The organism is Georgenia sp. Z1491, assembly GCF_057652395.1.
This window is the reverse complement of record NZ_CM172729.1, coordinates 1,047,681-1,068,485: the sequence shown is the minus strand read 5'-3', so window position 1 is coordinate 1,068,485 and position 20,805 is coordinate 1,047,681. Positions and strand designations below refer to the sequence as shown.

The following is a 20,805-nucleotide window of genomic DNA, read 5'->3' as shown; positions in this document are numbered from 1 at the left end:
ACGACCACGCCTACCCCCGGCCCGCGGTGTCGGATCGAGCTGCTCTGAGCCGGCGGTGACGGGACCAGCCTCACGCGGACGGCTCGCCGACGCGGCAGTGGCCCGAACTACCCTGGTCGCATGACCTCCTCGCACGCCTGGGGCCACGGCCTGGCCACCCGCACAGAGTCCGGCGAGACGCTCGACGTCTGGTACCCCTCCCCCGCGCTCGGCGCGCCGCCCGCCGGCCACGACGCCGAGGCCCTGGAGAGGATCTCCGCCGGCGCACGCACGGACGAGGTGCGCGGCGTCGTCGTGGAGGTCGTCACGACCACGATCGACCTCGACGTCGCCCCCGTCGACGTCGCCGACGCCTACCTGCGCCTGCACCTGCTCTCCCACCGCCTGGTCCGGCCGCGCACGGTCAACCTCGAAGGGATCTTCGGACGCCTGCCGATCGTCGCGTGGACGACCCTCGGCGCCGTCCTGCCCGCGGACCTGCCCGCCGTGCGGGTGCGCGCGGCCGCGGCGGGTCAGCACGTCGTGGTCCAGCTCCTCGACAAGTTCCCGCGCATGGTCGACTTCGTCGTCCCCTCGGGCGTCCGCATCGGCGACGCCGACCGCGTCCGCCTGGGCGCGCACCTCGCCGAGGGCACGACCGTCATGCACGAGGGCTTCGTCAACTACAACGCCGGGACGCTCGGCCGCTCGATGGTCGAGGGCCGCATCTCCCAGGGCGTGGTCGTGGGCGACGGCTCCGACGTCGGCGGCGGCGCGTCCATCATGGGCACGCTCTCCGGCGGCGGCACCGAGCAGGTGACCATCGGGGAGCGCTGCCTGCTCGGCGCGAACGCCGGCGTCGGCATCTCCCTGGGCGACGACTGCGTGGTCGAGGCCGGGCTCTACGTCACGGCCGGCACGAAGGTCACGGTCCTGCCCGAGGAGAAGGTCGTCGCGGCCCGCGAGCTGTCCGGCGTGGACGGTCTGCTGTTCCGCCGCCACTCGGTCACCGGCGCCGTCCAGGTCCTGGCCCGCGAGGGGCACGGCGTCGCGCTCAACGACGCCCTGCACGCATGACCCCACCCCGCGCGTGAACGGCGGGTCGCGTCCGCGCTCCGGCCTGTCCTGCCTCGGCGGCCTCGCCGTCGTCGCGGTCGTGCTCGCGGTCGCGGTCGGCGGCGTCGTCGCCATCCTCACCCACGTGGTGCGCTCGCCCGAGTCCGGGACGTGCCGCGCCGAGGCGGGCGGCGACCTCGGCGCCACCCTCGACGGCGACCAGGCCGCGAACGCCGCTCTCATGGTCGGGCTGGCCCAGCAGCGCGACCTGCCGATCCGCGCCACGACGGTCGCCATCTCCACCGCCATGCAGGAGTCGAAGCTGCGCAACATCGACTACGGCGACCGCGACTCGGTGGGGCTCTTCCAGCAGCGCCCCTCCCAGGGCTGGGGCGAGGTCGAGCAGATCATGGACCCCGTCTACTCCACGGGCCGATTCTACGACGAGCTCGTGACGATCGACGGCTGGGCGGACATGTCGGTCAACGACGCCGCACAGGCCGTCCAGCGCTCCGGCTACCCCGAGGCGTACGCCCAGCACGAGACGATGGCGCGCGCCTTCGCCGCGAACCTCGTGGGCCAGGTCGAGGGCGGGCTCACCTGCCGGCTGTCGATGCCGGACGGCGCCGAGGACGCGAGCGCGTCCCTCGCCACCACCTACGTCACCGACCTCGCGAGCCGGGACCTCGGGCTGACGGCCGAGGAGCGGGACGCCGGCGTCGTCGTCGTGGACGCGGGCGGGCTGCCCGACGGTGCCTCTGCCGAAGACGGCGGGACGGCGGCCGGCTGGGGCGTCGCCCACTGGGGCGTGGCGACCGCGACGGAGACGGGCGCGGTGGCGGTCGCGACCGACGGACGGGTGTGGCTGCGGTCCGGGGGCGACGACGCCGGCTGGGGGGCGGTGGGCGACGTCGGCTCGGAGCTGTCCGCGGTCGAGCAGGCGGTCGTCGACGCCGCCGCGACCCTCGAGCCCGGCCAGGTGGCGATCGGCTGATCGTCGAACGTGCGGTTCGTCGTCGAGCGTGCGGTTCGTCGTCGGGGCCGGACCGTGAGCGACGACCAGGTGGACCGATGCACGCACGGGGCCCCGACCCAGTACCGTCGGAGGCAGTTCGGGGCGACCTGCTTCGTTCGGAGCCACCCGGAAGTAGGCCCACCGTGACGGTGACCGACCTCGCCCCCTCCCCCCACACCCGCCCCGACCGCCCTGCTCGCGGCGCCGGCGAGCGGTACGTCAGCTCGTTCACCACGCTCACGCGGTCGGTGAAGGACGCCGGCCTCATGCAGCGGGCCTACGGCTACTACTGGACCAAGTTCGCGATCCTCATGGTGCTGGGCGCGGGCCTGGTGGTGGCGTTCATCTTCATCGGCGACTCGTGGTGGCAGATGGGCATCGCCGCGGCGCTCGGCCTGCTCATGACCCAGACCGCCTTCATGGGGCACGACGCCGCGCACCGCCAGATCTTCAGGTCCGGCAAGTGGAACACCTGGGCGAGCCTCGTGATGATCAATCTCGTCACCGGCATGGGCCACGGCTGGTGGAACAAGAAGCACAACAAGCATCACGCCGCGCCCAACCAGCTCGGCAAGGACCCGGACATCGGCCCCGGACCGGTCATCTGGACGGGTGAGGCGCTGCAGACGCGCACGACGCGCACGGGTCGGTGGTTCGCGAGGATCCAGGCGTACACGTTCTATCCCCTGCTCGCCTTCGAGGGGCTGAGCCTGCACGTCCAGGGCGTCGCGCGACTCTTCTCGCGCAACAAGCTGGAGCACCGCTGGGTCGAGGCCTCGTTCATCGCGTTCCGGCTCGGCACCTACGTCGCACTGGTGTTCATCGTCCTGCCGCCGGGCAAGGCCGCCGCGTTCATCGCCATCCAGATGGGCCTGTTCGGCGCCTACCTCGGGCTCTCGTTCGCACCCAACCACGTCGGCATGCCGATCGCGCCGAGGGGGATGAAGATCGACTTCCTCCAGCGCCAGGTCCTCATGAGCCGCAACATCACCGGCGGCCGGTGGGTCGACACGTTCATGGGCGGGCTGAACTTCCAGGTCGAGCACCACCTCTTCCCCTCGATGGCGCGCCCGAACCTGCGCAAGGTCGCCCCCATGGTCCGCGAGCACTGCCGTCAGCTCGGGGTGCGCTACACGGAGACCACGCTGTTCCAGTCCTACAAGGCGGTGACCGCGCACATCCACAAGGTCGGCCGCGGGGGCGCGGACATCTGGGCCTGCCCGCTCGCCGGTCAGATGCGCACGGCCTGACCTGCGGTCGATGGGCCAGCCACACCAGGAAGCGAGCCACACCAGGAAGCGAGCCACACCCGCACGAGTGAGGGGATTTTTGTCTCGACGTCGAGACAAAGATCCCCTCACTCGTCGAGTGGAGGTCCGTTCACCGGTCAGCGGGTGAAGGCCGACAGGCCCGTGATCGCCCGGCCCACGACGAGGGCGTTGATGTCGTCGGTGCCCTCGTAGGTGTAGATCCCCTCGGCGTCGGCGTGGAAGCGTGCGACGCCGGAGTCCAGCGTGATGCCGTTGCCGCCGCAGACCTCGCGGGCCAGGGCCACGGTCTCCCGCATGTGCAGGCAGGTCTGACGCTTGGCCAGCGAGGACTCGACCTCGTCGAAGACGCCCTCGTCCTGGCGCTGCGAGAGGCGCACGACGATCCCGAGCGTGCTCGTGAGGTTGCCGAGCATCCGCGCGAGCTTCTCCTGGACGAGCTGGAACCCGCCGATCGGGCGCCCGAACTGCTCGCGGGCCAGGACGTAGCGGCGGGCCGCCTCGAACGCCCCGGCCTGCACGCCGGCGGCGTGCCAGGCCACGCAGGCGCGCATCCGCCGCAGCATCTCCCCCACGTCGGCGAACGACTCGACCCGTGCGAGGCGCAGCTCGTCGGGCACGCGCACGGAGTCGAGCTCGATCACCGCGTTGTTGACGATCCGCAGCGACGTCTTGCGCTCGATCGTGGTCAGCGTGACGCCGTCCGCCGCCCTGGGCACGACGAACGCACGCACCGGTCCGCGGTCGGGCTCCCGGGCGATCACACAGATGTGGTCGGCGAACGCGGCGGACCCGATCCAGCGCTTCGCGCCGTCGATGACCCAGTCGTCCCCGTCGCGTCGGGCGGTGGTCGCCAGCCCGCCCGCCACGTCGGAGCCGTGGTCCGGCTCGGTCATGGCGAACACGCCGCGTGCGGTGAAGTCCAGGACGTCGGGCTGCCAGCGCGCGACCTGCTCGGGCGAGCCGCCCACCTCGATGTTCGTGCGGAACAGCGCGGCCTGACCGTTGAACCAGGTGGCGAGCGACGCGTCGTGGCGAGCCAGCTCGAACGAGCGGAAGCCCTGGTACATCCACCGCTCCGGCTCAGCCCCGAACGCCTCCGGGGCGAGGAACCCGCCCCGCGCGATCGGCTCGACGGCGTCGGCCGGGAAGGCGGCGCGGTCCCAGTGGTTGTCGATCACCTCGGCCGGCAGGTGCTCCGTGAGCATCGCGCGCAGCCGCAGGATCTCGGCGCGCTCGGGCCCAGTGAGCAGGTCGGCGTACCGGTACAGGTCGCTGTCCGGATACAGAGTCTCCATCGTCCCCGTCCTCTCAGGTGGTGGCGCCGGGCCGGCCGGCGGACGTCGTCCAGTGTCCGACGGACGGGCGCCCGACGGAAGTCCGCTCACTCGTGAAGCAGAAGTCCGCTCACTCGCCGGGGGTGGAGGTCAGCGGTAGAAGCGGTACAGGCCCTGGAGGACGACGGCGGGCTTGGCGCCGCCCTCGATCTCGATCGCGCCGTCGACGGTGATCTGGAGCCCGCCCCCGCCGACCTCCTCGACCCCGGCCACGGTGGCGGCCATGCGGATCCGCGAGCCCACGAGCACGGGCGCGGGGAAGCGCACCTTGTTCAGCCCGTAGTTGACCTTGGTGGTCACGCCGGTGACGTCGAGCAGCTCGCCCCACATCGGGATGACCAGGGACAGGGTGAGGTAGCCGTGCGCGACCGGGCCGCCGAACGGGCCGTCCTTGGCGCGCTCGGGGTCGGTGTGGATCCACTGGTGGTCGTCGGTGGCGTCGGCGAACGTGTTCACCTGCTCCTGGGTGACCTCGCGCCAGGCGGAGGCGCCCAGATCGGTCCCGGCCAGCGAGAGGGCGTCGTCGAAGGAGACGGTGGTGGTCATCTAGTCCTCGAATCTGTTGCGGATGATGTGCTTCTGCAGCTTGCCGGTGGCGGTGCGGGGCAGCTCGTCGACGACGACGATCTCCTTGGGCACCTTGTAGCGGGCGAGCCGTTCGCCCAGCTCGCGTGTGACCAGGTCCGGGTCGAGCCCGCCCTCGCCCTCCCCGGCGACGACGTAGGCGTGGCCGACCTCGCCCCAGCGCTCGTCCGGGACGCCGATGACGGCGGCGTCGGCGACGCCGGGGAGGTCGAGCAGCGCGTTCTCCACCTCGGCCGGGTAGATGTTCTCCCCACCGGAGATGTACATGTCCTTGAGCCGGTCGCGCACGGTGAGGAACCGGTCGGGGTCGAACGAGCCGAGGTCGCCGGTGTGGTACCAGCCGTCCTTCAGCACCTCCTCGGTGGCGTCCGGCCGGTTCCAGTAGCCGCGCATGACGTTGGGCCCCTGCGCGATCACCTCGCCGACCTCGCCCACGCCGACGTCTCTCCCGGTGGGGTCGACGATCCGCGCCTCGGTCCAGAAGTGCTCCGTACCGGCGGAGCCGGAGCGCGCGAGTGCGTCCTCGGCGCGCAGCAGGTAGATGCCCGGAGCGGTCTCCGTCATGCCGAAGCCCTGCTGCACCTGCACCCCGCGCTCGCCCCAGGTGCGCAGCATCCGGTCCGGCAGCGGCGACCCGCCGCAGACGACGGTGGTCAGCGAGGACAGGTCGGTGCCCGCGAACTCCGGGCGCGCGGCGAGAGTGTCCATCATCGCGGGGACGGCGAACATCGACGTCACCCGCTCGGACTCGATCGTGGACAGCACGGCCGCGGCGTCGAAGCCGGCCTGCACGACGATCGTGCCGCCCTTGAGGAAGGTCGGCATCGTCAGCATGTTGAGCCCGGCCACGTGGAACAGCGGTGCCATCGAGAGCGTGACGTCGCTCGAGGCGATGTCCATGTCGACCAGCGAGTTGTAGTACTGCATGCTCAGCGAGCCGTGCGTGTGGGTCGCCCCCTTGGGGCGGCCCGTGGTGCCCGAGGTGTACATGATCATCGCGGGGTCGTCCCAGGTGACGGGCTCGTCGATGAGGTCGGTCCCGGCCGCGGCGAGCGTCGCCTCGTACCCGCGCGCGTCGGCACCCTCCAGGTCGAGCACCTCCTCCCCCGCGTCGACCTGCAGCCAGGTCCCCACCTGGCCGAGGTGGGCGAGCCGGCGGGCGTGCTCGTGGTGGTCCCGACCGAACACGACGACCTTCGCGCCCGAGTCGCCGAGGATGAACTCCACCTCGGGGGCCGCGAGGCGGGCGTTGACGATGACCCAGACGGCCCCGAGCTGCGCGGTGGCGAAGAAGGTCTCGAGCAGGGTGGGGTGGTTGAAGCCCACGTAGGCCACGCGGTCCCCGCGCTCGACGCCGGCGTCGCGCAGCGCGCCCGCGAGGCGTCGCGAGCGCTCCTCGACGTCGGCGTACGTGAAGGACCGGCCCTCGAAGGTCACCGCGACCTTGTCGGCGGTCGACTTCAGGCGGCGGCGCGGCCAGGACCCGATGCCCTGGTCACGCATCCTCGCCACCCAGCCCAAGCACACGCACGGCGTTGTCCTTGACGACCTTGGCCATGACCTCGTCGGACCAGCCGAGCCCGGCGGCGTCGCGCATCCAGCGCTCCGGGGAGAGCAGCGGGTGGTCCGAGCCGAACAGCACCTTGTCCTGGAGCATGCGCCCGGCCTGGTGGACGAGCTGCGGCGGGAAGTACGTCGGCGACCAGCCCGAGAGGTCGATGTAGGCGTTCCCCTTGTGCGTGGCCACGGAGATCGCCTCGTCCTGCCACGGCACCGAGGGGTGGGCCATGATCACGGTGAGGTCCGGGAAGGCGGCGGCGACGTCGTCGAGCAGGATGGGATTCGACAGACCGAGCCGCAGCCCGTGGCCGCCGGGCATGCGCGCGCCGATCCCGGTCTGGCCCGTGTGGAACAGGGCGACCAGGCCGGCCTCGTCGATCGCGTGGTAGATCGGGAAGTACCGCTCGTCGGACGGGTCGAAACCCTGGAGGGTGGGGTGGAACTTGAAGCCCCGGACGCCGAGGTCCTCGATCTGGCGGCGGGCCTCGTCGAGCGCGCCGTCCTGGAGCGGGTCGACCGAGCCGAACGGGAGGAGCACGTCGGCGTTGTCCGCGGCGCCGGCCACGAGGTCGTCGACCGAGTTGGGCGGGTGCCCGAGGTTCGTGCTCGCGTCGACGGTGAAGACGACCGCGGCCATGTTCCGCCCGCGGTAGGCCGCGGCCGTCTCCTCGACGAGCTCCCGCTCGGTCGGGGCGCGGAAGTACCGGGTGGCGGCGTCGAGGACCTCCTCGGGCAGCGACTTGTGCTCGGCGTGGTCCTTCTCGACGTGCACGTGGACGTCGATGGCGTCGAGCGCGGCGACGTCGAGCGCCGACTCGTAGCGGGTGCTCACCGCTGCTCCGCATCCGGTCGGGAGGGAGGCTGGGGCATCTCCTGGCCCACGCTCTGCCAGGACTGTCCGAGCAGGGCCTCGGCGGTCTCGGCGAGGTGCTCGTAGCTCCAGCCGCCCTCGGTGAGGGCGACGACCGACTCGGTCGGGTGCGTCCACAGTGCGAGCCGGTCGCCGCCGACGCCGACGGCCTGCCCGGTCACGCCGGCCGCGGCGTCGGAGGCGAGGTAGGCGACGACACCGGCGACGTCCGCGGCCGTGCCGAAGCCGAGGACCTGGCGGGCGAAGGGCGGCATGGGCTCGCCGGCCTGCGCGGCATCGACGAACTCCTTGAAGAAGGGCACGGTCTCGGTCATCGCGGTCGCGGCGACGGGCACGACGGCGTTGACGGTGATCTCCGCCCGCTTCAGCTCCATCGCCCACGTGCGGACCATGCCGACGATGCCGGCCTTGGCCGCCGCGTAGTTCGTCTGGCCGAAGTTGCCGCGCTGGCCGGTGGGCGAGCCGATCGCGATGATCCGGCCGCCCTCACCGGCGGACCGCATGTGGGTGGCGGCGGCCCGCACGCACGTGAAGGTGCCGCGCAGGTGGACGTCGATGACGGTGTCGAAGTCCTCGTCGGTCATCTTCCACAGCACCGCGTCGCGCAGGACCCCGGCGTTGGTCACGAGGACGTCGAGGCGGCCGAACGTCTCGACCGCGGCGGAGACGAGCCGGTCGGCCGTCTCGCTCGGGCCGACCGGGGCGACGACGGCGACGGCACGCCCCCCGGCGTCGGTGATCGACCGGGCGGCGTCGTCGGCGACCTGCTCGTCGACGTCGTTGACGACGACCGCGGCGCCGAGGCGGGCGAGCTCCTGGGCGTACGCGAGGCCCAGGCCCCGCCCGCTGCCGGTGACGATGGCGACCTTGCCGGTGAGGCTCATGCTGCGCTCCTGACGTCGGTGGTCGGGCGGCGACCGAACCGATCGGCGCCGGTACCCGCGCGGCGCCTCCGTGCGCACGCTCGCCACCATCGTCCCGCCAAACCGTTGAAGGTGTCAACCATTGACGCCATCACCTATTCTTCGCTACGTTCGCACCCCGGCGCCGACGACGGCGTCCGGCGCAGCACCGTCACGAGTCCCCCGGGGCTCATCACGAGGAGGCAGACATGGAGGTCGGACGCCAGGTCCGGGGCGGGGTCGGTCTCCTGCTGGCCCTCTCGTCCGCGCGCACCTTCCGAGCAGCGTCCGAGGCGCTGCGGCCGCTGGGCATGACGCCCCGCAGCTACACCGTCCTGGAACACCTCCTCGACAGCCCCCGCTCCCAGCGGGAGCTCGCCGAGATGCTCGACCTCGACCCGAGCCGCATCGTCGCCCTCGTCGACACGCTCGTCGCCGCGGGCATGGTGGAACGGCTGCCCGACCCTGCCGACCGGCGCGTCCGCCTCATCACCCCCACCGACCACGGACGGGCCTCCGCCGTGGTCGCGCGGGAGGCCAGCGAGCGCGCTGTCGACGGCGCCCTCGCCCCGCTGACCTCGACGGAGCGCGACACCCTGGTCGATCTCCTCGCACGCCTCACGGACCGCGGCTGACGCCGCGGCCCGCAGATCCGACCTCCGACGCACCCGTCCACCGCGGCAGAGCCGCCGCGGCCGACACCACCACCGAGAGGACCATCATGCGACTGCGCACCATCAGCACCGCCGCCCTGGCCGGCGCCACCCTGCTCGTACTCGCCGCCTGCGGCGGTGACGACGACGGCGACGGCGGCACGTCCGACTCCGGCGAGGGCGAGCTGACACCGATCACCCTCGGCGCGCTGCCGATCGTCCCGACCGCGGGGCTCCAGTACGGCATCGACGAGGGGATCTTCGAGGAGCACGGCTTCGAGGTCACCCTCGAGACCGGTCAGGGCGGTGCCGCCCTGATCCCGGGCCTCGTCTCGGGCGACATCGACTTCGCCACGTCCAACCCGCTCTCGGTGATGGTGGCCCAGTCGACCGGACTGGCTATCCAGGTCACCTCCGGGTTCGTGCACGCCCGCGAGGAGGGCGACGACATCACCGGCGTATACGCGATGCCGGACTCGGGGATCGCCGCACCGGCCGACCTCTCGGGGCGCACCGTGGCGGTGAACAACCTCAACACCCAGGGCGACGTGACGATCCGGGAGATGGTCCGCCAGGACGGCGGCGACCCGGACGCCATCGAGTTCGTCGAGATCGGCTTCCCGGACATGCCGGCGGCCCTGGACGCCGGCAACATCGACGCCGCCTGGGTCGCCGAGCCGTTCGGCACCATCCTGCTCGGCGAGGGGGCCGAGCTCGTCGGCTACAACTACCAGCTCGTGGCCCCCGGGCTGCAGACGATGGTCGTCATCGCCGCCGAGGACCAGGACGAGCAGCTCGTCGAGGACTTCCACGTGGCGCTCGAGGAGGTGCTCACCACCGCCCAGGAGGACGAGGAGGGCGTGCGGGCCGTACTGCCGACCCTGCTGGAGATGGATCCCGAGCTCGCCGACCAGGTGCTCATCGAGGAGTTCGACACCCAGCTCGACCCCGAGCCCCTGCAGATCCTCGCCGACCTCGCGTGGGAGGGCGGCGTCGTCGAGTCCGAGATCGACGTCGAGGAGTTCATCCCGGAGCGCGCGCGCTGACCCGGCCGGGCCCACAGGGCCGGCCGAGCCCACGAGACCGGCCGCGCCCACGGGGCCCGGACGGACGACGGCGGCCCCACCCGCTCGGGTGGGGCCGCCGTCGTCGCGCGGGGTCCGGGCTCAGCGCTCCTCGATCGGGACGTAGTCCCGCTCGGTGGCGCCGGTGTAGACCTGCCGCGGGCGGCCGATCTTCGTGTTCTTGTCCTCGATCATCTCGCGGTACTGGGCGATCCAGCCGGGCAGACGCCCCAGGGCGAAGAGCGGGGTGAACATCTGCGTGGGGAAGCCCATCGCCTTGTAGATCAGCCCCGTGTAGAAGTCGACGTTGGGGTAGAGCCTGCGCTCCACGAAGTAGTCGTCGCTCAGCGCGATCTCCTCGAGGTTCATCGCGATGTCGAGGAGCTCGTCGTCCTGACCGAGCTTGGCCAGCACGTCGTGCGCCACCTTCTTCACGATCGCGGCCCGCGGGTCGTAGTTCTTGTAGACCCGGTGGCCGAAGCCCATGAGCCGCACGTTGTCGTTCTTGTCCTTCGCCCGCCGCATGAACGTCTCGACCGAGTCGTCGCTCTCCTGGATGCGCGACAGCATCGCGAGGACGGCCTCGTTCGCCCCGCCGTGCTTGGGGCCGGACAGCGCGCCGACGCCGGCCGAGATCGAGGCGTAGATGCTCGCGTCGGACGAGCCGACCATCCGCACGGTCGACGTCGAGCAGTTCTGCTCGTGGTCCGCGTGCAGGATGAGCAGCAGATCGAGGGCGCGAATCACCTCCGGGTCCACCTCGCGGTGCTGGTAGGGCAGGTCGAACGTCATCCGCATGAAGTCGGCGGTGTAGCTGTAGGAGGCGTCCGGGTACAGCAGCGGCAGGCCCGACGCCCGCTTGGCGATGTACCCGATCATCGTCGGCAGCTTGGCCATGAGGAGCACCGTGGAGAGCTCCTTCTGGTACTCGTCGTGCGGGTCCAGCGTGTGCGGGTAGTAGGTGCCGAGGCCCGCGATGCCGGCCTGGAGCATGGACATCGGGTGGCCGTTCGGCGGGAACGCCGTGAAGAAGCCCTTGAAGTCCTCGTGCAGCACCCGGTGGCGCTTGATGCGCCGGGTGACGGCCTCGAGCGTCTCGGCGTCGGGCAGCTCGCCGTAGATGAGCAGGTAGGCGGTCTCGAGGAAGGTCGACCGCTCCGCCAGCTGCTCGATGGGATATCCGCGATACCGCAGGACGCCCGCGTCGCCGTCGATGTAGGTGATGGCCGACTCGGTCGACGCCGTGTTCGTGAACCCGTAGTCCAGCGTGACGGTGCCGGTCTCGCCGAGGAGCTTGCCGATGGTCAGGCCGTCGCTGCCGTCGGTCGCGCGCACCCTGGGCAGCGAGAGGGTCTTGTCGTCGACGGTGAGCGTGGCGTCTTCGGTCATGCTGGTCCCCTTCGTGGATGGTGGGCGCCTCGTGGGCGCGATCGGGGCGGAGCACCGCCCCCGTCGGAGGTCGTCCTTCGTCCAAGATACCGCCGCGCGCCGATCGGCGACGCCCGCCCGTCACCCCTGGACGACGACGGCCGGAGACCGGGCGGGCTCAGCCGTCGAGGCGGGCGACCGCGGCGGCGACGCGCTCGTCGCTGCCCGTCAGCGCCATCCGTACCCGCCCCGCGCCGGCGGGACCGTAGAACTCGCCGGGCGCCACGAGGACGCCGAGGCCCGCGAGCTCGTCGACGAGCTCGCGCCCGCGCACGCCCTCCCGGCCGAGCCACAGGTACAGGCCGGCCACGGAGGCCGGGTCGGGGCTGAGGCCGTGCGACCGGACGGCCGCCAGCAGGTCCCTGCGCCGGCGCCCGTACCGCTCGCGCTGGACCGCCACGTGGGCGTCGTCGTCGAGGGCTGCCGCCATCGCCGCCTGCACGGGGCCGGGCAGCATCATCCCGGCGTGCTTACGGATCTCCCGCAGCCTCCCGATCAGCTGCTCGTCGCCGCCGAGCAGCGCCGCCCGGTAGCCGGCCATGGAGGACTGCTTGGACAGCGAGTACGCGACGAGCAGGCCGGAGTGGTCCCCGCCGGTCACCCGCGGGTCGAGGAGGCTGGGCACGCCGGAGATCGCCCACGGCTCGTCCCACGCGAGCTCCGCGTAGCACTCGTCGGCCACGACGACGGCGCCCACCTCGCGCGCCCACGCCACGGCGGCGGCGAGCTGCTCGACGCCCAGCACGTGCCCGTGCGGGTTGGCCGGGGAGTTGAGCCAGACCAGCCGCACTCCCTCGCGCGGCCAGTCCTGCGGGCGGGTCGGGTCGACGGCGACGGGCTCCGCGCCGGCCAGGCGTGCCCCGACGTCGTAGGTGGGGTACGCCACCGCCGGGTGGAGGACGCGATCGCCCGCGCCGATGCCCAGCATCGCGGGCACGAGCGCGACCGCCTCCTTGGAGCCGATCGTCGGCAGCACCGCCCGCTCGGTGAGGGTGACGCCGCGCCGACGGCCGAACCACCCCACCATCGCGCGGCGCAGCTCGTCGGTGCCGATCGTGGTCGGGTAGCCGGGGCGGTCGGCCGCGGCGCGGAGCGCCTCCTGGACGACGGCCGGGGTCGGGTCGACCGGCGTGCCCACGGAGAGGTCGACGATCCCGCCCGGGTGGGCGGCCGCCCGCTCACGCGCGCCGGCGAGCGAGTCCCAGGGGAAGTCCGGCAGCGTCTCGCCGTGCAGGGTCACGTCACGCCTGGGAGGGAGCCGTGGCCACGATCGGGTGGTCGAAGCCGAGCCGCCCGGTGCGCGCGGCACCGCCCGGGGAGCCCACGGGCTCCTTCTGACCGGGCATGACGTCGGAGAAGAAGTTGACGTTGACGTCGTAGTACTCCGACCACACGGCCGGGGTGTCGTCCTCGTAGTAGATGGCCTCGACCGGGCATACCGGCTCGCACGCACCGCAGTCGACACACTCGTCGGGGTGGATGTAGAGCATGCGGTCGCCCTCGTAGATGCAGTCGACCGGGCACTCGTCGACGCAGGCGCGGTCGAGGATGTCGATGCAGGGCTGAGCGATCACGTACGTCATGCCCCCATCGTCCCACGACCGGGCCACGGCGGGCAGCCGATCTCGCCCGGTCCGTCACGCCCGACGTGCGCGGGCCGGACGAACCGGACGCGCCCGGCAGGTGTGGGAGGGTCGGACCATGGCCCACGCGTTCGCCGGCTACCCCGGACCCGACGGCGTCGCCTGGCGCTCGTGGCGGGTCGGAGAGCGGGTCTCCGTGCGGTTCCGCGACGGTGACCGCGCCCGCGACGCGCTCGGTCACCTGGTCGGGGCCGGAGAGGCGGAGCTCACGGTGGACACGCGCCGCGGCCACGTGGTGGTCCCGACGTCGGCGATCCTGTCCGGTCGGCGCGTCCCCCCGCCCCCCGACGGGCGAGGCCGGCGGCCCGAGACGGGCTGAGCCGGGGTCGGCCGGTCGACCGGTCAGCCGCAGGTGACCCGGTGGTGCGGGGAGTAGGTCCACTCGTACTCCTCGCGCGGCAGCACCTCGTCGCCGTGGCTGCGCTCGCGCGAGACGGTCACCGAGAAGCCGTTGACCCCGCCGTACTCCGGGACGCAGGACGGCGAGTCGTTGACGACGTCCTGGGGCGGGGTGACGTTGTAGGGGCCGACCGTCTCGGTGGTCACGTCCCAGTACTCGGTCGACCACAGGCGGGTGTGGACCTGGCCGTCGGCGACCCAGGCCTCGACGAGCACGCCGTAGGGCGTGTTGTTCTCCCAGATCATGTTGATCGAGTTCTCGGGGTTGTCCTCGTCCACCCAGAGGGTCGCCTCCTGGCCCATCGGGTAGCGGTCGAAGTACTTGCTGTGGGGGCGGTGCTCGATGTCGTCCAGCCCGGCCTCCCAGCCGACGTTGAACATGTTGGTCGAGAGCTGGGAGACGCCGCCGCCCAGGGCGGTGGCGTTGAAGCCGTTCTCCACCACGCCGGAGGAGACGAAACCGTTCTCCTCGGTGATCGGGCCCAGCTCCTCGGCGAGGTCGAACTGCTCCCCGGGCAGGACGAGCGTGCCCGTGACGAGCGCGGTGCCGTTGACGAGGTTCTGGGTGCGCACGTCGTCCGACGTCAGCGGGGTGCTGATCTCGGAGACGACCTCCTCGACGCCGAGCTCCTGGGCGTCCTCCGTGGTGAACTCGGCCTCCTCCTCGACGACCTCCGCGACGGCCACGCGGTCGTCGGTCGAGGTCGCGGCGGCCGACACGGCCGCGTCCAGGCCCTCGGGGTCCAGGACCGCGCCCGCCTCGCTGCCCACGATGTACGGCGCGCCGTCCCGCAGCGTGACCTGGGCGTCGACGGGCTCGGAGCCGATGTCGCCACCGGACTCGCGGACCTGGTCGGCGAGCAGCTCGCCGTCCATGGTCAGGGCGAGCGCCCCGTCGACGGGCTCGATCGTGGCGGCCTCGGTGAGCTGTGCGACCTCGAGGGGCACCTCGTCCTCGCCGACCTGGACGGTGACCGGTCCGGAGGTCAGCGGGGCGACGATCTCGGACTGCGCGGTGGCCACCGCCTCGTCGTCGATCTCGGGCGCGACCTCGGTCGCGACGGCCTCGACCGGGGAGGTCGACACGAGCCAGTCCTCGACGACGAGCTCACTGGTGGCCTCGATGTCGAGCTCGGTGCCGACCACGGGATCGGTCACCCGCGGCGTGGACCCGGAGAACTCGATGGCGCCGTCGACCGGGGCGGTGACGAGATCGTCCTCGACGGCCTCGATCGCGGCCAGGAGGGCGGGCTCGTCGACGCTGCGGACCGGGTCGTAGGCGCCCATGCCGGTGAAGTGGCCGAGGAGCACGCGCGGGTCGAGCGCGAAGCCCGTGAGCCCGTCGACCGTGCCCTGGGCGTCGAACGTGAGCCCGGCCTCGGCCGAGCTGATCTCCGCCTCGTTGTCGTCGAGCGTGAGCCGGACCGGGGCGTCGAGCTCCTCGCCCAGCCCGTCGCGCAGCTCCTCGACCGCCTCGTCGGCCTCCAGGCCGCCGATCTGCACACCGGCGACGACGGTGCCGCTCGGCACCTTGTCCCCCACGAACCACGCGATGCCGAAGTAGGCGCCCGCGAGCACCACGACGGTGATGCCCAGGCCGATGAGCCAGCCGCGTCCACGCCGGCGTCCCCGACCGTTGTCGTGCCCTGCGTCGCGCGCGTGGCGGGTCATGCGTTCCTCGTTCCGTGATGTGGGGCCGTCCTCGCTGCGGCCCGGTCCATCGTAGGGAATATCACCGGTTCGGGCAGGCGCCGCGCGGGCCCCGGGATGGGGACGTCAGCCCTGTCCCCGTACCGGGCGGTCCCCGGCCGTGCGCCGGGCACCCGTGGGACCGCCCGGCGACCAGGGACGCACGCGGCCCAGGGCGTGGACCTGGGCGCCGGCCCGGCCGGTCGCGCGTGCCTCGAGCACGTCGGCGGCGACGACGAGGTGGTCGCCGGCCGGCCGCGCCCAGGCGGTGCGGAGCACGAGGTGTGCGCTCGCGTCCTCGAGCAGGACCGCGTCCCCGGGCCGCGGGACGAGCGAGATGCCGACGTCCTGGCCGACCAGCGGACGACCGGGCTCGGACACCCGGGCGAGCGCCGCGGCGGCCCCGGCCGAGTCGTCGAGCACCGTGATCCCCCACTCCTCGGCCTCCTCGAGCGCCTCCGACGCACGGGAGTCGGCGTGCACGGACACGGTGATCATCGGCGGACGCAGCGAGGCGGAGGCGACGTCCGTCAGCGGCACGAGCAGGGCGTGCCCGCCCGCGCGGACACCGAGCACGGCGACCCCCACGGGCCTGCGGGCGAGGGCCGCCCGGAACCCCTCCTCGAGCTCGTCGACGCTCACGGCCGCGTCCCGGCCGACTCCTCGCGGTCGCCGCCGTCGACCGTGGCGGCCTGACCGGTCGAGCCGGTGCCACCCGCCCGGTCGGTCGTCGCGACCCCACGGGAGCCCGCGGAGCGCCGGGGGCGGATGCGGACGCGGTCGGCGGAGAACCACGACCGCGGCGCGGCCCAGCCGAGCGCGGCGGCCAGCGGCATCGTGAGGATCCACAGCATCGCGCGCGGTGTGGAGGTGACGAGCACGTCCTCGCCCGGCCCCCAGTAGGTCATCAGCAGGACGACGCCGATGCCGCACGCCCCGTAGACGATGAGGGCGACGGTGCCGGCGACCGCCCGCACGAGCACGGCGGCGGTCAGCGCGAGCGCTATCCCGAGCAGCACGCCGAGCGGCAGCCCGTCGTGCTCCATGCGGTGGACGACGGTGCCGGCCACGGCGACGAGTACCGCGAGGAGCACCGTGACGACGGCCTCGAGCAGCCGCTCCCCCGGGCTGCGGGCGGGCGCCGCGGGGGTGGCGGGCGTGGCGCCGGGGGTGCTCGCCCCGGCGCTGAGGTCCGCCCCCTCGGCGCCCGTCATCAGGCGCCCTGCCGCTTCGCCCGCGCGGCGGCCCGGGCGCGCTCCGTGCTGCCGAGGAGGACCTTGCGGATGCGGATGATCTCGGGGGTGACCTCGACGCACTCGTCGTCGGCGGCGAACTCGAGGGACTCCTCCAGGGTGAGCCGGCGCGGCGGCACGAGGCTCTCGAACGAGTCGGCCGTCGCCGACCGCATGTTCGTCAGCTTCTTCTCCTTGGTGATGTTGACGTCCATGTCCTCGTTGCGCGAGTTCTCACCGACGATCTGGCCCTCGTAGACCTCCGCGGTGGGCTCGACGAAGAACGAGCCGCGCTCCTGGAGGTTGATCATCGCGAAGGGGGTGACGGCACCCGGCCGGTCGGCGACCAGCGAGCCGGTGCTGCGGTGCTCGATGGGGCCGTGCCACGGCTCGTGGCCCTCGGCGATGGAGAAGGCGATGCCGGTGCCCCGGGTCTCGGTCATGAAGCGCGTGCGGAAGCCGATGAGGCCGCGGGAGGGGACGAGGAACTCCATGCGCACCCAGCCGGTGCCGTGGTTGACCATCGAGTCCATCCGGCCCTTGCGCGCGGCGAGGAGCTGGGTGACGGCGCCGAGGTACTCCTCGGGCACGTCGATCGTCATGCGGTCCATCGGCTCGTGCCGCTTGCCGTCGACCTCCTTGGTGACGACCTGCGGCTTGCCGACGGTCAGCTCGAAGCCCTCGCGACGCATCTGCTCCACGAGGATGGCCAGCGCGAGCTCGCCGCGCCCCTGGACCTCCCAGGCGTCCGGGCGCTCGGTGGGCAGGACCTTGAGCGAGACGTTCCCGACGAGCTCGCGGTCGAGCCGCTCCTTGACCAGGCGCGCGGTGAGCTTGTGGCCCTTGACGCGTCCGGCCAGCGGCGACGTGTTGATACCGATCGTCATCGAGATCGCGGGGTCGTCGACCGTGATGAGCGGCAGCGGACGCGGGTCGTCGGCGTCGACGAGCGACTCGCCGATCGTGATGTCCGGGAACCCGGCGACGGCGACGATGTCGCCGGCGGTCGCGGACTCGGTGGGGACCCGGGAGAGCGCCTCGGTGCGCAGCAGCTCCGAGATACGCACGTTCGCCACGGTCCCGTCCTGACGCGCCCACCCCACGGTCTGGCCCTTGCGGATCGAGCCGTTGTGGATGCGCAGGAGGGCGAGCCGGCCGAGGAACGGCGAGGCGTCGAGGTTCGTCACGTGCGCCTGGAGCGGCGCACCCTCCTCGTAGCGCGGGCCGGGGATCGTCGACAGGATGGTGGCGAACAGGGGCTCGAGGTCCTCGGAGTCCGGCATCTCGCCGTCCTGCGGGCGCTCCAGCGAGGCGCGGCGGGCGCGCGCCGAGGCGTAGACGACCGGGACGTCGAGAACGGCGTCGAGATCGAGGTCGGGAACCTCGTCGGCGAGGTCGGAGGCCAGCCCGAGCAGCAGGTCGGTGGCCTCCTCGACGACCTCGGCGATCCGGGCGTCGCCGCGGTCGACCTTGTTGACCACGAGGATGACGGGCAGCTTGGCGGCGAGCGCCTTGCGCAGGACGAACCGGGTCTGCGGGAGCGGGCCCTCGGAGGAGTCGACGAGGAGGACCACGCCGTCGACCATCGACAGGCCGCGCTCGACCTCGCCGCCGAAGTCGGCGTGACCGGGGGTGTCGATGACGTTGATCGTCACGCCCTCGGGCGCGCCCGCGACAGCGGCCGACGGCCCCCGGTAGGCGACCGTCGTGTTCTTCGCGAGGATCGTGATGCCCTTCTCGCGCTCGAGGTCGCCGGAGTCCATGGCCCGCTCGTCGACGTGGTCGTGCTCCCCGAACGCTCCGGACTGCCAGAGCATGGCGTCGACGAGCGTGGTCTTGCCATGGTCGACGTGGGCGACGATCGCGACGTTGCGCAGGTCCTGGCGCTGGGGCATGAGAGGGCTTCCTTCGGGTCCGGTGTCTACCTCCGGCGTCCACGCGCACGCGCATACCGATCGGCAGGGGCGCCGGCTCGCAGGTCACGTCACGCGCCCCGAACCGCGATCCTACGCGCGTGGGCGCACCGCCGTCCCGCCCCGCGGGGGTGATCCCCCCGACGCGGGCCCGCTCACCGACCGGGTCGGTCCCCGTGACCGGTCAGTTCTTGCGCTCCGACGTGCCGGGGTCCTGCGGGTCGTGGCCCTCGTTGTCCAGCCGGTCGAGGGCCGCCACGCTCTCGCGCTCCTCCGAGCGGCGGACCTCCTCCTCCCGGTCGGCCGGTGAGTCCACGGCCGGCTCCCCGTCCTCGCCGCCGGACCTCGCGTAGGCCTCGAGGACGGCGTCGCGGGTCTTGCGCCGCTTGGCCTGCGCGTCCGGGTCGGGCACCGGGACGGCGGCGATGAGCCGCTGGGTGTACGGGTGCTGCGGGTCGTTGACGACCTGGCCGGAGTGGCCGGTCTCGACGAGGTGACCCTTGTGCATGACGGCGATGCGCGAGGAGAGCATCTCGACGACGGCCAGGTCGTGGCTGATGAAGAGGCAGGCGAAGCCCGTCTCCCGCTGGAGCTCGCTGAACAGCTCGAGCACGCGCGCCTGCACGGAGACGTCGAGCGCGGAGGTCGGCTCGTCGGCGACGAGGATCGTCGGCTCGAGCGCGAGCGCGCGGGCGATGCCGACTCGCTGCCGCTGACCGCCGGAGAGCTCGTGGGGGTACCGGTTGCGCATGACGCGCGGGAGCTCGACCTTGTCGAGCAGGTCCTCGACCCGTCCGTTGCGCTGCGTCTTGGACAGGTCCGTGTGCAGCAGCAGCGGCTCACCGATCGACTCGCCGATCGGCAGCCGCGGGTTGAGCGAGGAGCCCGGGTCCTGGAAGACCATGCCGACCCTGCTCCGCAGGGGCTTGAGGTCTCCGCGGCCGGCGCCGCGCATCTCGATGCCGTCGACGACCAGCGACCCGGACTTCACCGGGAGCAGGCCGACGATGGCGCGGCCGATCGTCGTCTTGCCGGAGCCGGACTCCCCCACCAGGCCGACGACCTCACCCGGCTGGATGTGGAGGTTGATGTCCTCCGCGGCGACGAACGCCTTCTGCCGGCCGCGCTTGGGGTACTCGAGGACGACGTTCTCCGCCCTCATCACCGGGGTGATCTCGGCATCGCCCGCCCGCGCGCCGGTCGGCGTCGGTGCGGCGTCGCGGTCGCGTACCTGAGGTCGGTCGGGCCAGCGCGCCGCCCCGCCCACCTCGTCCTCGGGGGCGAACGACTCGTCCGCCGACGAGTGGGAGCCGAGGTGGGGCACCGAGGACAGCAGCTGGCGGGTGTAGGGGTGCTGCGGGCGGTGGAAGATCTCGTCGGCGACGCCGCGCTCGACGATCACGCCGTCCTTCATCACGAGGATCGTGTCGGCCATGTCGGCGACGACACCCATGTCGTGGGTGATGAGGACGATGCCGGCGTCGATCCGCTCGCGCAGGTCCCGCATGAGCTTGAGGATCTCCGCCTGGACGGTGACGTCGAGGGCGGTCGTCGGCTCGTCGGCGATGAGCAGCCGGGGGTTGCAGGCGAGCGCCTGGGCGATCATCGCCCGCTGCCGCTGACCGCCGGAGAGCTGGTGCGGGTAGGAGCCGAAGCGGCGCTCCGGCTCCGGGATCTCGACGAGCGTGAGCAACTCGATGGCGCGCTTCTTCGCCGCGGCGGGCAGCAGGGACTGGTGCGTGCGCAGCGTCTCCACGATCTGGAAGCCGACCGTGTAGACGGGGTTGAGCGCGGTCATCGGCTCCTGGAAGATCACCGCGATCTCGTCGCCCCGGACGTTGCGCAGTCGCTGTCCGCGCAGGCCCACGAGCTCGGTGTCGCCGAGCTTCGCCGAGCCGGTCGTGCGGCCGTTGGGCGGCAGCAGCCCCACCAACGACATCGAGGACTGGGTCTTGCCGGAGCCGGACTCGCCGACGATGGCGAGGACCTCACCGGGGTGGACGTCGTAGCTGAGGCTGTCCGCGGCCGTGAACCACTCGTCGTCGACGAGGAACTCGATCGACAGGTCGCGGACCCGCAGGATGGGGTCCTGGTCCGCGAACCGGCTCGCGGACGGCGTGGTCTCGATGGTCTCAGTCACGTGCTCATCCTCAGGGTCGTGCCGGCGAGCGGGTCGGTGGCGGTGCCGTGCCCGGGTGGGAGGATCGACGG

At 72.5% G+C, this 20,805-nt stretch carries 19 protein-coding genes; 6 read left to right on the top strand and 13 right to left on the bottom strand.

Annotated elements, in window-relative coordinates; all coding sequences use genetic code 11:
* Window positions 1-120: 120 nt before the first annotated feature.
* The 3 genes from dapD (at window position 121) to AC24HA_RS05035 (ending at window position 3,300) form a co-directional block, all read left to right on the top strand.
* Window positions 121-1,056: a 2,3,4,5-tetrahydropyridine-2,6-dicarboxylate N-succinyltransferase gene (gene dapD, locus AC24HA_RS05045; RefSeq protein ID WP_425709801.1), complete on the top strand. Its 936-nt coding sequence runs from the start codon at window positions 121-123 to the stop codon at window positions 1,054-1,056.
* Window positions 1,057-1,069: 13 nt separating this feature from the next.
* On the top strand, window positions 1,070-2,029 hold the full coding sequence (locus tag AC24HA_RS05040) for a hypothetical protein (protein WP_425709800.1): 960 nt from the start codon (window positions 1,070-1,072) through the stop codon (window positions 2,027-2,029).
* 164 nt (window positions 2,030-2,193) lie between these two features.
* The gene (locus tag AC24HA_RS05035) at window positions 2,194-3,300 is read left to right on the top strand and encodes a fatty acid desaturase family protein (protein ID WP_425709799.1); all 1,107 of its coding nucleotides are present in this window, start codon (window positions 2,194-2,196) and stop codon (window positions 3,298-3,300) included.
* A gap of 137 nt (window positions 3,301-3,437) precedes the next feature.
* Here the strand turns inward: AC24HA_RS05035 and AC24HA_RS05030 are convergent, their stop codons facing one another.
* The 5 genes from AC24HA_RS05030 to AC24HA_RS05010 all read right to left on the bottom strand — a co-directional run bounded on the left by AC24HA_RS05030 (window position 3,438) and on the right by AC24HA_RS05010 (window position 8,555).
* The gene (locus tag AC24HA_RS05030; RefSeq protein WP_425709798.1) at window positions 3,438-4,616 is read right to left on the bottom strand and encodes an acyl-CoA dehydrogenase family protein; all 1,179 of its coding nucleotides are present in this window, start codon (window positions 4,614-4,616) and stop codon (window positions 3,438-3,440) included.
* Between the two features lie 129 nt (window positions 4,617-4,745).
* The gene (locus AC24HA_RS05025; RefSeq protein ID WP_425709797.1) at window positions 4,746-5,201 is read right to left on the bottom strand and encodes a MaoC family dehydratase; all 456 of its coding nucleotides are present in this window, start codon (window positions 5,199-5,201) and stop codon (window positions 4,746-4,748) included.
* Window positions 5,202-6,743 carry an acyl-CoA synthetase gene (locus AC24HA_RS05020; protein WP_425709796.1) on the bottom strand — a complete coding sequence of 514 codons (1,542 nt, stop codon included), beginning with the start codon at window positions 6,741-6,743 and terminating at the stop codon, window positions 5,202-5,204.
* Window positions 6,736-7,632, bottom strand: a complete 897-nt coding sequence (locus AC24HA_RS05015; RefSeq protein WP_425709795.1) for an amidohydrolase family protein — start codon at window positions 7,630-7,632, stop codon at window positions 6,736-6,738. Before AC24HA_RS05015 ends, AC24HA_RS05020 begins: the two co-directional genes overlap by 8 nt.
* The gene (locus tag AC24HA_RS05010) at window positions 7,629-8,555 is read right to left on the bottom strand and encodes an SDR family NAD(P)-dependent oxidoreductase (RefSeq protein ID WP_425709794.1); all 927 of its coding nucleotides are present in this window, start codon (window positions 8,553-8,555) and stop codon (window positions 7,629-7,631) included. Before AC24HA_RS05010 ends, AC24HA_RS05015 begins: the two co-directional genes overlap by 4 nt.
* A 227-nt stretch (window positions 8,556-8,782) precedes the next feature.
* On the opposite strand from AC24HA_RS05010, the gene AC24HA_RS05005 reads away from it, so the two are divergent.
* Together AC24HA_RS05005 and AC24HA_RS05000 are read left to right on the top strand one after the other, a co-directional pair.
* Window positions 8,783-9,208 carry a MarR family winged helix-turn-helix transcriptional regulator gene (locus AC24HA_RS05005; RefSeq protein ID WP_425709793.1) on the top strand — a complete coding sequence of 142 codons (426 nt, stop codon included), beginning with the start codon at window positions 8,783-8,785 and terminating at the stop codon, window positions 9,206-9,208.
* An 86-nt stretch (window positions 9,209-9,294) separates the two neighbouring features.
* Window positions 9,295-10,272, top strand: a complete 978-nt coding sequence (locus AC24HA_RS05000) for an ABC transporter substrate-binding protein (protein ID WP_425709792.1) — start codon at window positions 9,295-9,297, stop codon at window positions 10,270-10,272.
* Between the two features lie 120 nt (window positions 10,273-10,392).
* Here AC24HA_RS05000 and AC24HA_RS04995 read toward each other — a convergent pair whose 3' ends face one another.
* From AC24HA_RS04995 to fdxA, 3 genes are all read right to left on the bottom strand, one after another.
* A complete protein-coding gene (locus AC24HA_RS04995) occupies window positions 10,393-11,679 on the bottom strand; it encodes a citrate synthase (RefSeq protein WP_425709791.1) in 1,287 nt (428 codons plus the stop codon).
* A 157-nt stretch (window positions 11,680-11,836) separates the two neighbouring features.
* Complete coding sequence (gene dapC, locus AC24HA_RS04990; RefSeq protein ID WP_425709790.1) at window positions 11,837-12,958, bottom strand: succinyldiaminopimelate transaminase; 1,122 nt, start codon at window positions 12,956-12,958, stop codon at window positions 11,837-11,839.
* Between the two features lies 1 nt (window position 12,959).
* A complete protein-coding gene (fdxA, locus tag AC24HA_RS04985) occupies window positions 12,960-13,301 on the bottom strand; it encodes a ferredoxin (protein WP_425709789.1) in 342 nt (113 codons plus the stop codon).
* 118 nt (window positions 13,302-13,419) lie between these two features.
* Between fdxA and AC24HA_RS04980 the strand changes: the two genes are divergently transcribed.
* Entirely contained in the window at window positions 13,420-13,680 is a 261-nt protein-coding gene (locus AC24HA_RS04980; protein WP_425709788.1) for a hypothetical protein, read from the top strand.
* 23 nt (window positions 13,681-13,703) lie between these two features.
* Here the strand turns inward: AC24HA_RS04980 and AC24HA_RS04975 are convergent, their stop codons facing one another.
* The 5 genes from AC24HA_RS04975 to AC24HA_RS04955 all read right to left on the bottom strand — a co-directional run bounded on the left by AC24HA_RS04975 (window position 13,704) and on the right by AC24HA_RS04955 (window position 20,734).
* Entirely contained in the window at window positions 13,704-15,431 is a 1,728-nt protein-coding gene (locus tag AC24HA_RS04975; RefSeq protein WP_425709787.1) for a VanW family protein, read from the bottom strand.
* A 105-nt stretch (window positions 15,432-15,536) separates the two neighbouring features.
* Window positions 15,537-16,091, bottom strand: a complete 555-nt coding sequence (locus AC24HA_RS04970; RefSeq protein WP_425709786.1) for a flavin reductase — start codon at window positions 16,089-16,091, stop codon at window positions 15,537-15,539.
* Entirely contained in the window at window positions 16,088-16,663 is a 576-nt protein-coding gene (locus AC24HA_RS04965) for a hypothetical protein (protein WP_425709785.1), read from the bottom strand. Before AC24HA_RS04965 ends, AC24HA_RS04970 begins: the two co-directional genes overlap by 4 nt.
* Window positions 16,663-18,576, bottom strand: coding sequence for a translational GTPase TypA (gene typA, locus AC24HA_RS04960; protein WP_425709784.1), 1,914 nt, complete (start codon window positions 18,574-18,576; stop codon window positions 16,663-16,665). The genes AC24HA_RS04965 and typA overlap by 1 nt, the downstream gene beginning before the upstream one ends.
* A gap of 202 nt (window positions 18,577-18,778) precedes the next feature.
* The gene (locus tag AC24HA_RS04955) at window positions 18,779-20,734 is read right to left on the bottom strand and encodes an ABC transporter ATP-binding protein (RefSeq protein WP_425709783.1); all 1,956 of its coding nucleotides are present in this window, start codon (window positions 20,732-20,734) and stop codon (window positions 18,779-18,781) included.
* Window positions 20,735-20,805 lie beyond the last annotated feature (71 nt).

Bases quoted from the DNA above. Each gene is read 5' to 3' on its own strand.
- dapD (WP_425709801.1), top strand. From the start codon at position 121: ATGACCTCCTCGCACGCCTGGGGCCACGGCCTGGCCACCCGCACAGAG.
- AC24HA_RS05030 (WP_425709798.1), bottom strand. From the start codon at position 4,616: ATGGAGACTCTGTATCCGGACAGCGACCTGTACCGGTACGCCGACCTG.
- AC24HA_RS05025 (WP_425709797.1), bottom strand. From the start codon at position 5,201: ATGACCACCACCGTCTCCTTCGACGACGCCCTCTCGCTGGCCGGGACC.
- AC24HA_RS05020 (WP_425709796.1), bottom strand. From the start codon at position 6,743: ATGCGTGACCAGGGCATCGGGTCCTGGCCGCGCCGCCGCCTGAAGTCG.
- AC24HA_RS05010 (WP_425709794.1), bottom strand. From the start codon at position 8,555: ATGAGCCTCACCGGCAAGGTCGCCATCGTCACCGGCAGCGGGCGGGGC.
- AC24HA_RS05005 (WP_425709793.1), top strand. From the start codon at position 8,783: ATGGAGGTCGGACGCCAGGTCCGGGGCGGGGTCGGTCTCCTGCTGGCC.
- AC24HA_RS05000 (WP_425709792.1), top strand. From the start codon at position 9,295: ATGCGACTGCGCACCATCAGCACCGCCGCCCTGGCCGGCGCCACCCTG.
- AC24HA_RS04995 (WP_425709791.1), bottom strand. From the start codon at position 11,679: ATGACCGAAGACGCCACGCTCACCGTCGACGACAAGACCCTCTCGCTG.
- fdxA (WP_425709789.1), bottom strand. From the start codon at position 13,301: ATGACGTACGTGATCGCTCAGCCCTGCATCGACATCCTCGACCGCGCC.
- AC24HA_RS04980 (WP_425709788.1), top strand. From the start codon at position 13,420: ATGGCCCACGCGTTCGCCGGCTACCCCGGACCCGACGGCGTCGCCTGG.
- AC24HA_RS04975 (WP_425709787.1), bottom strand. From the start codon at position 15,431: ATGACCCGCCACGCGCGCGACGCAGGGCACGACAACGGTCGGGGACGC.
- AC24HA_RS04965 (WP_425709785.1), bottom strand. From the start codon at position 16,663: ATGACGGGCGCCGAGGGGGCGGACCTCAGCGCCGGGGCGAGCACCCCC.
- typA (WP_425709784.1), bottom strand. From the start codon at position 18,576: ATGCCCCAGCGCCAGGACCTGCGCAACGTCGCGATCGTCGCCCACGTC.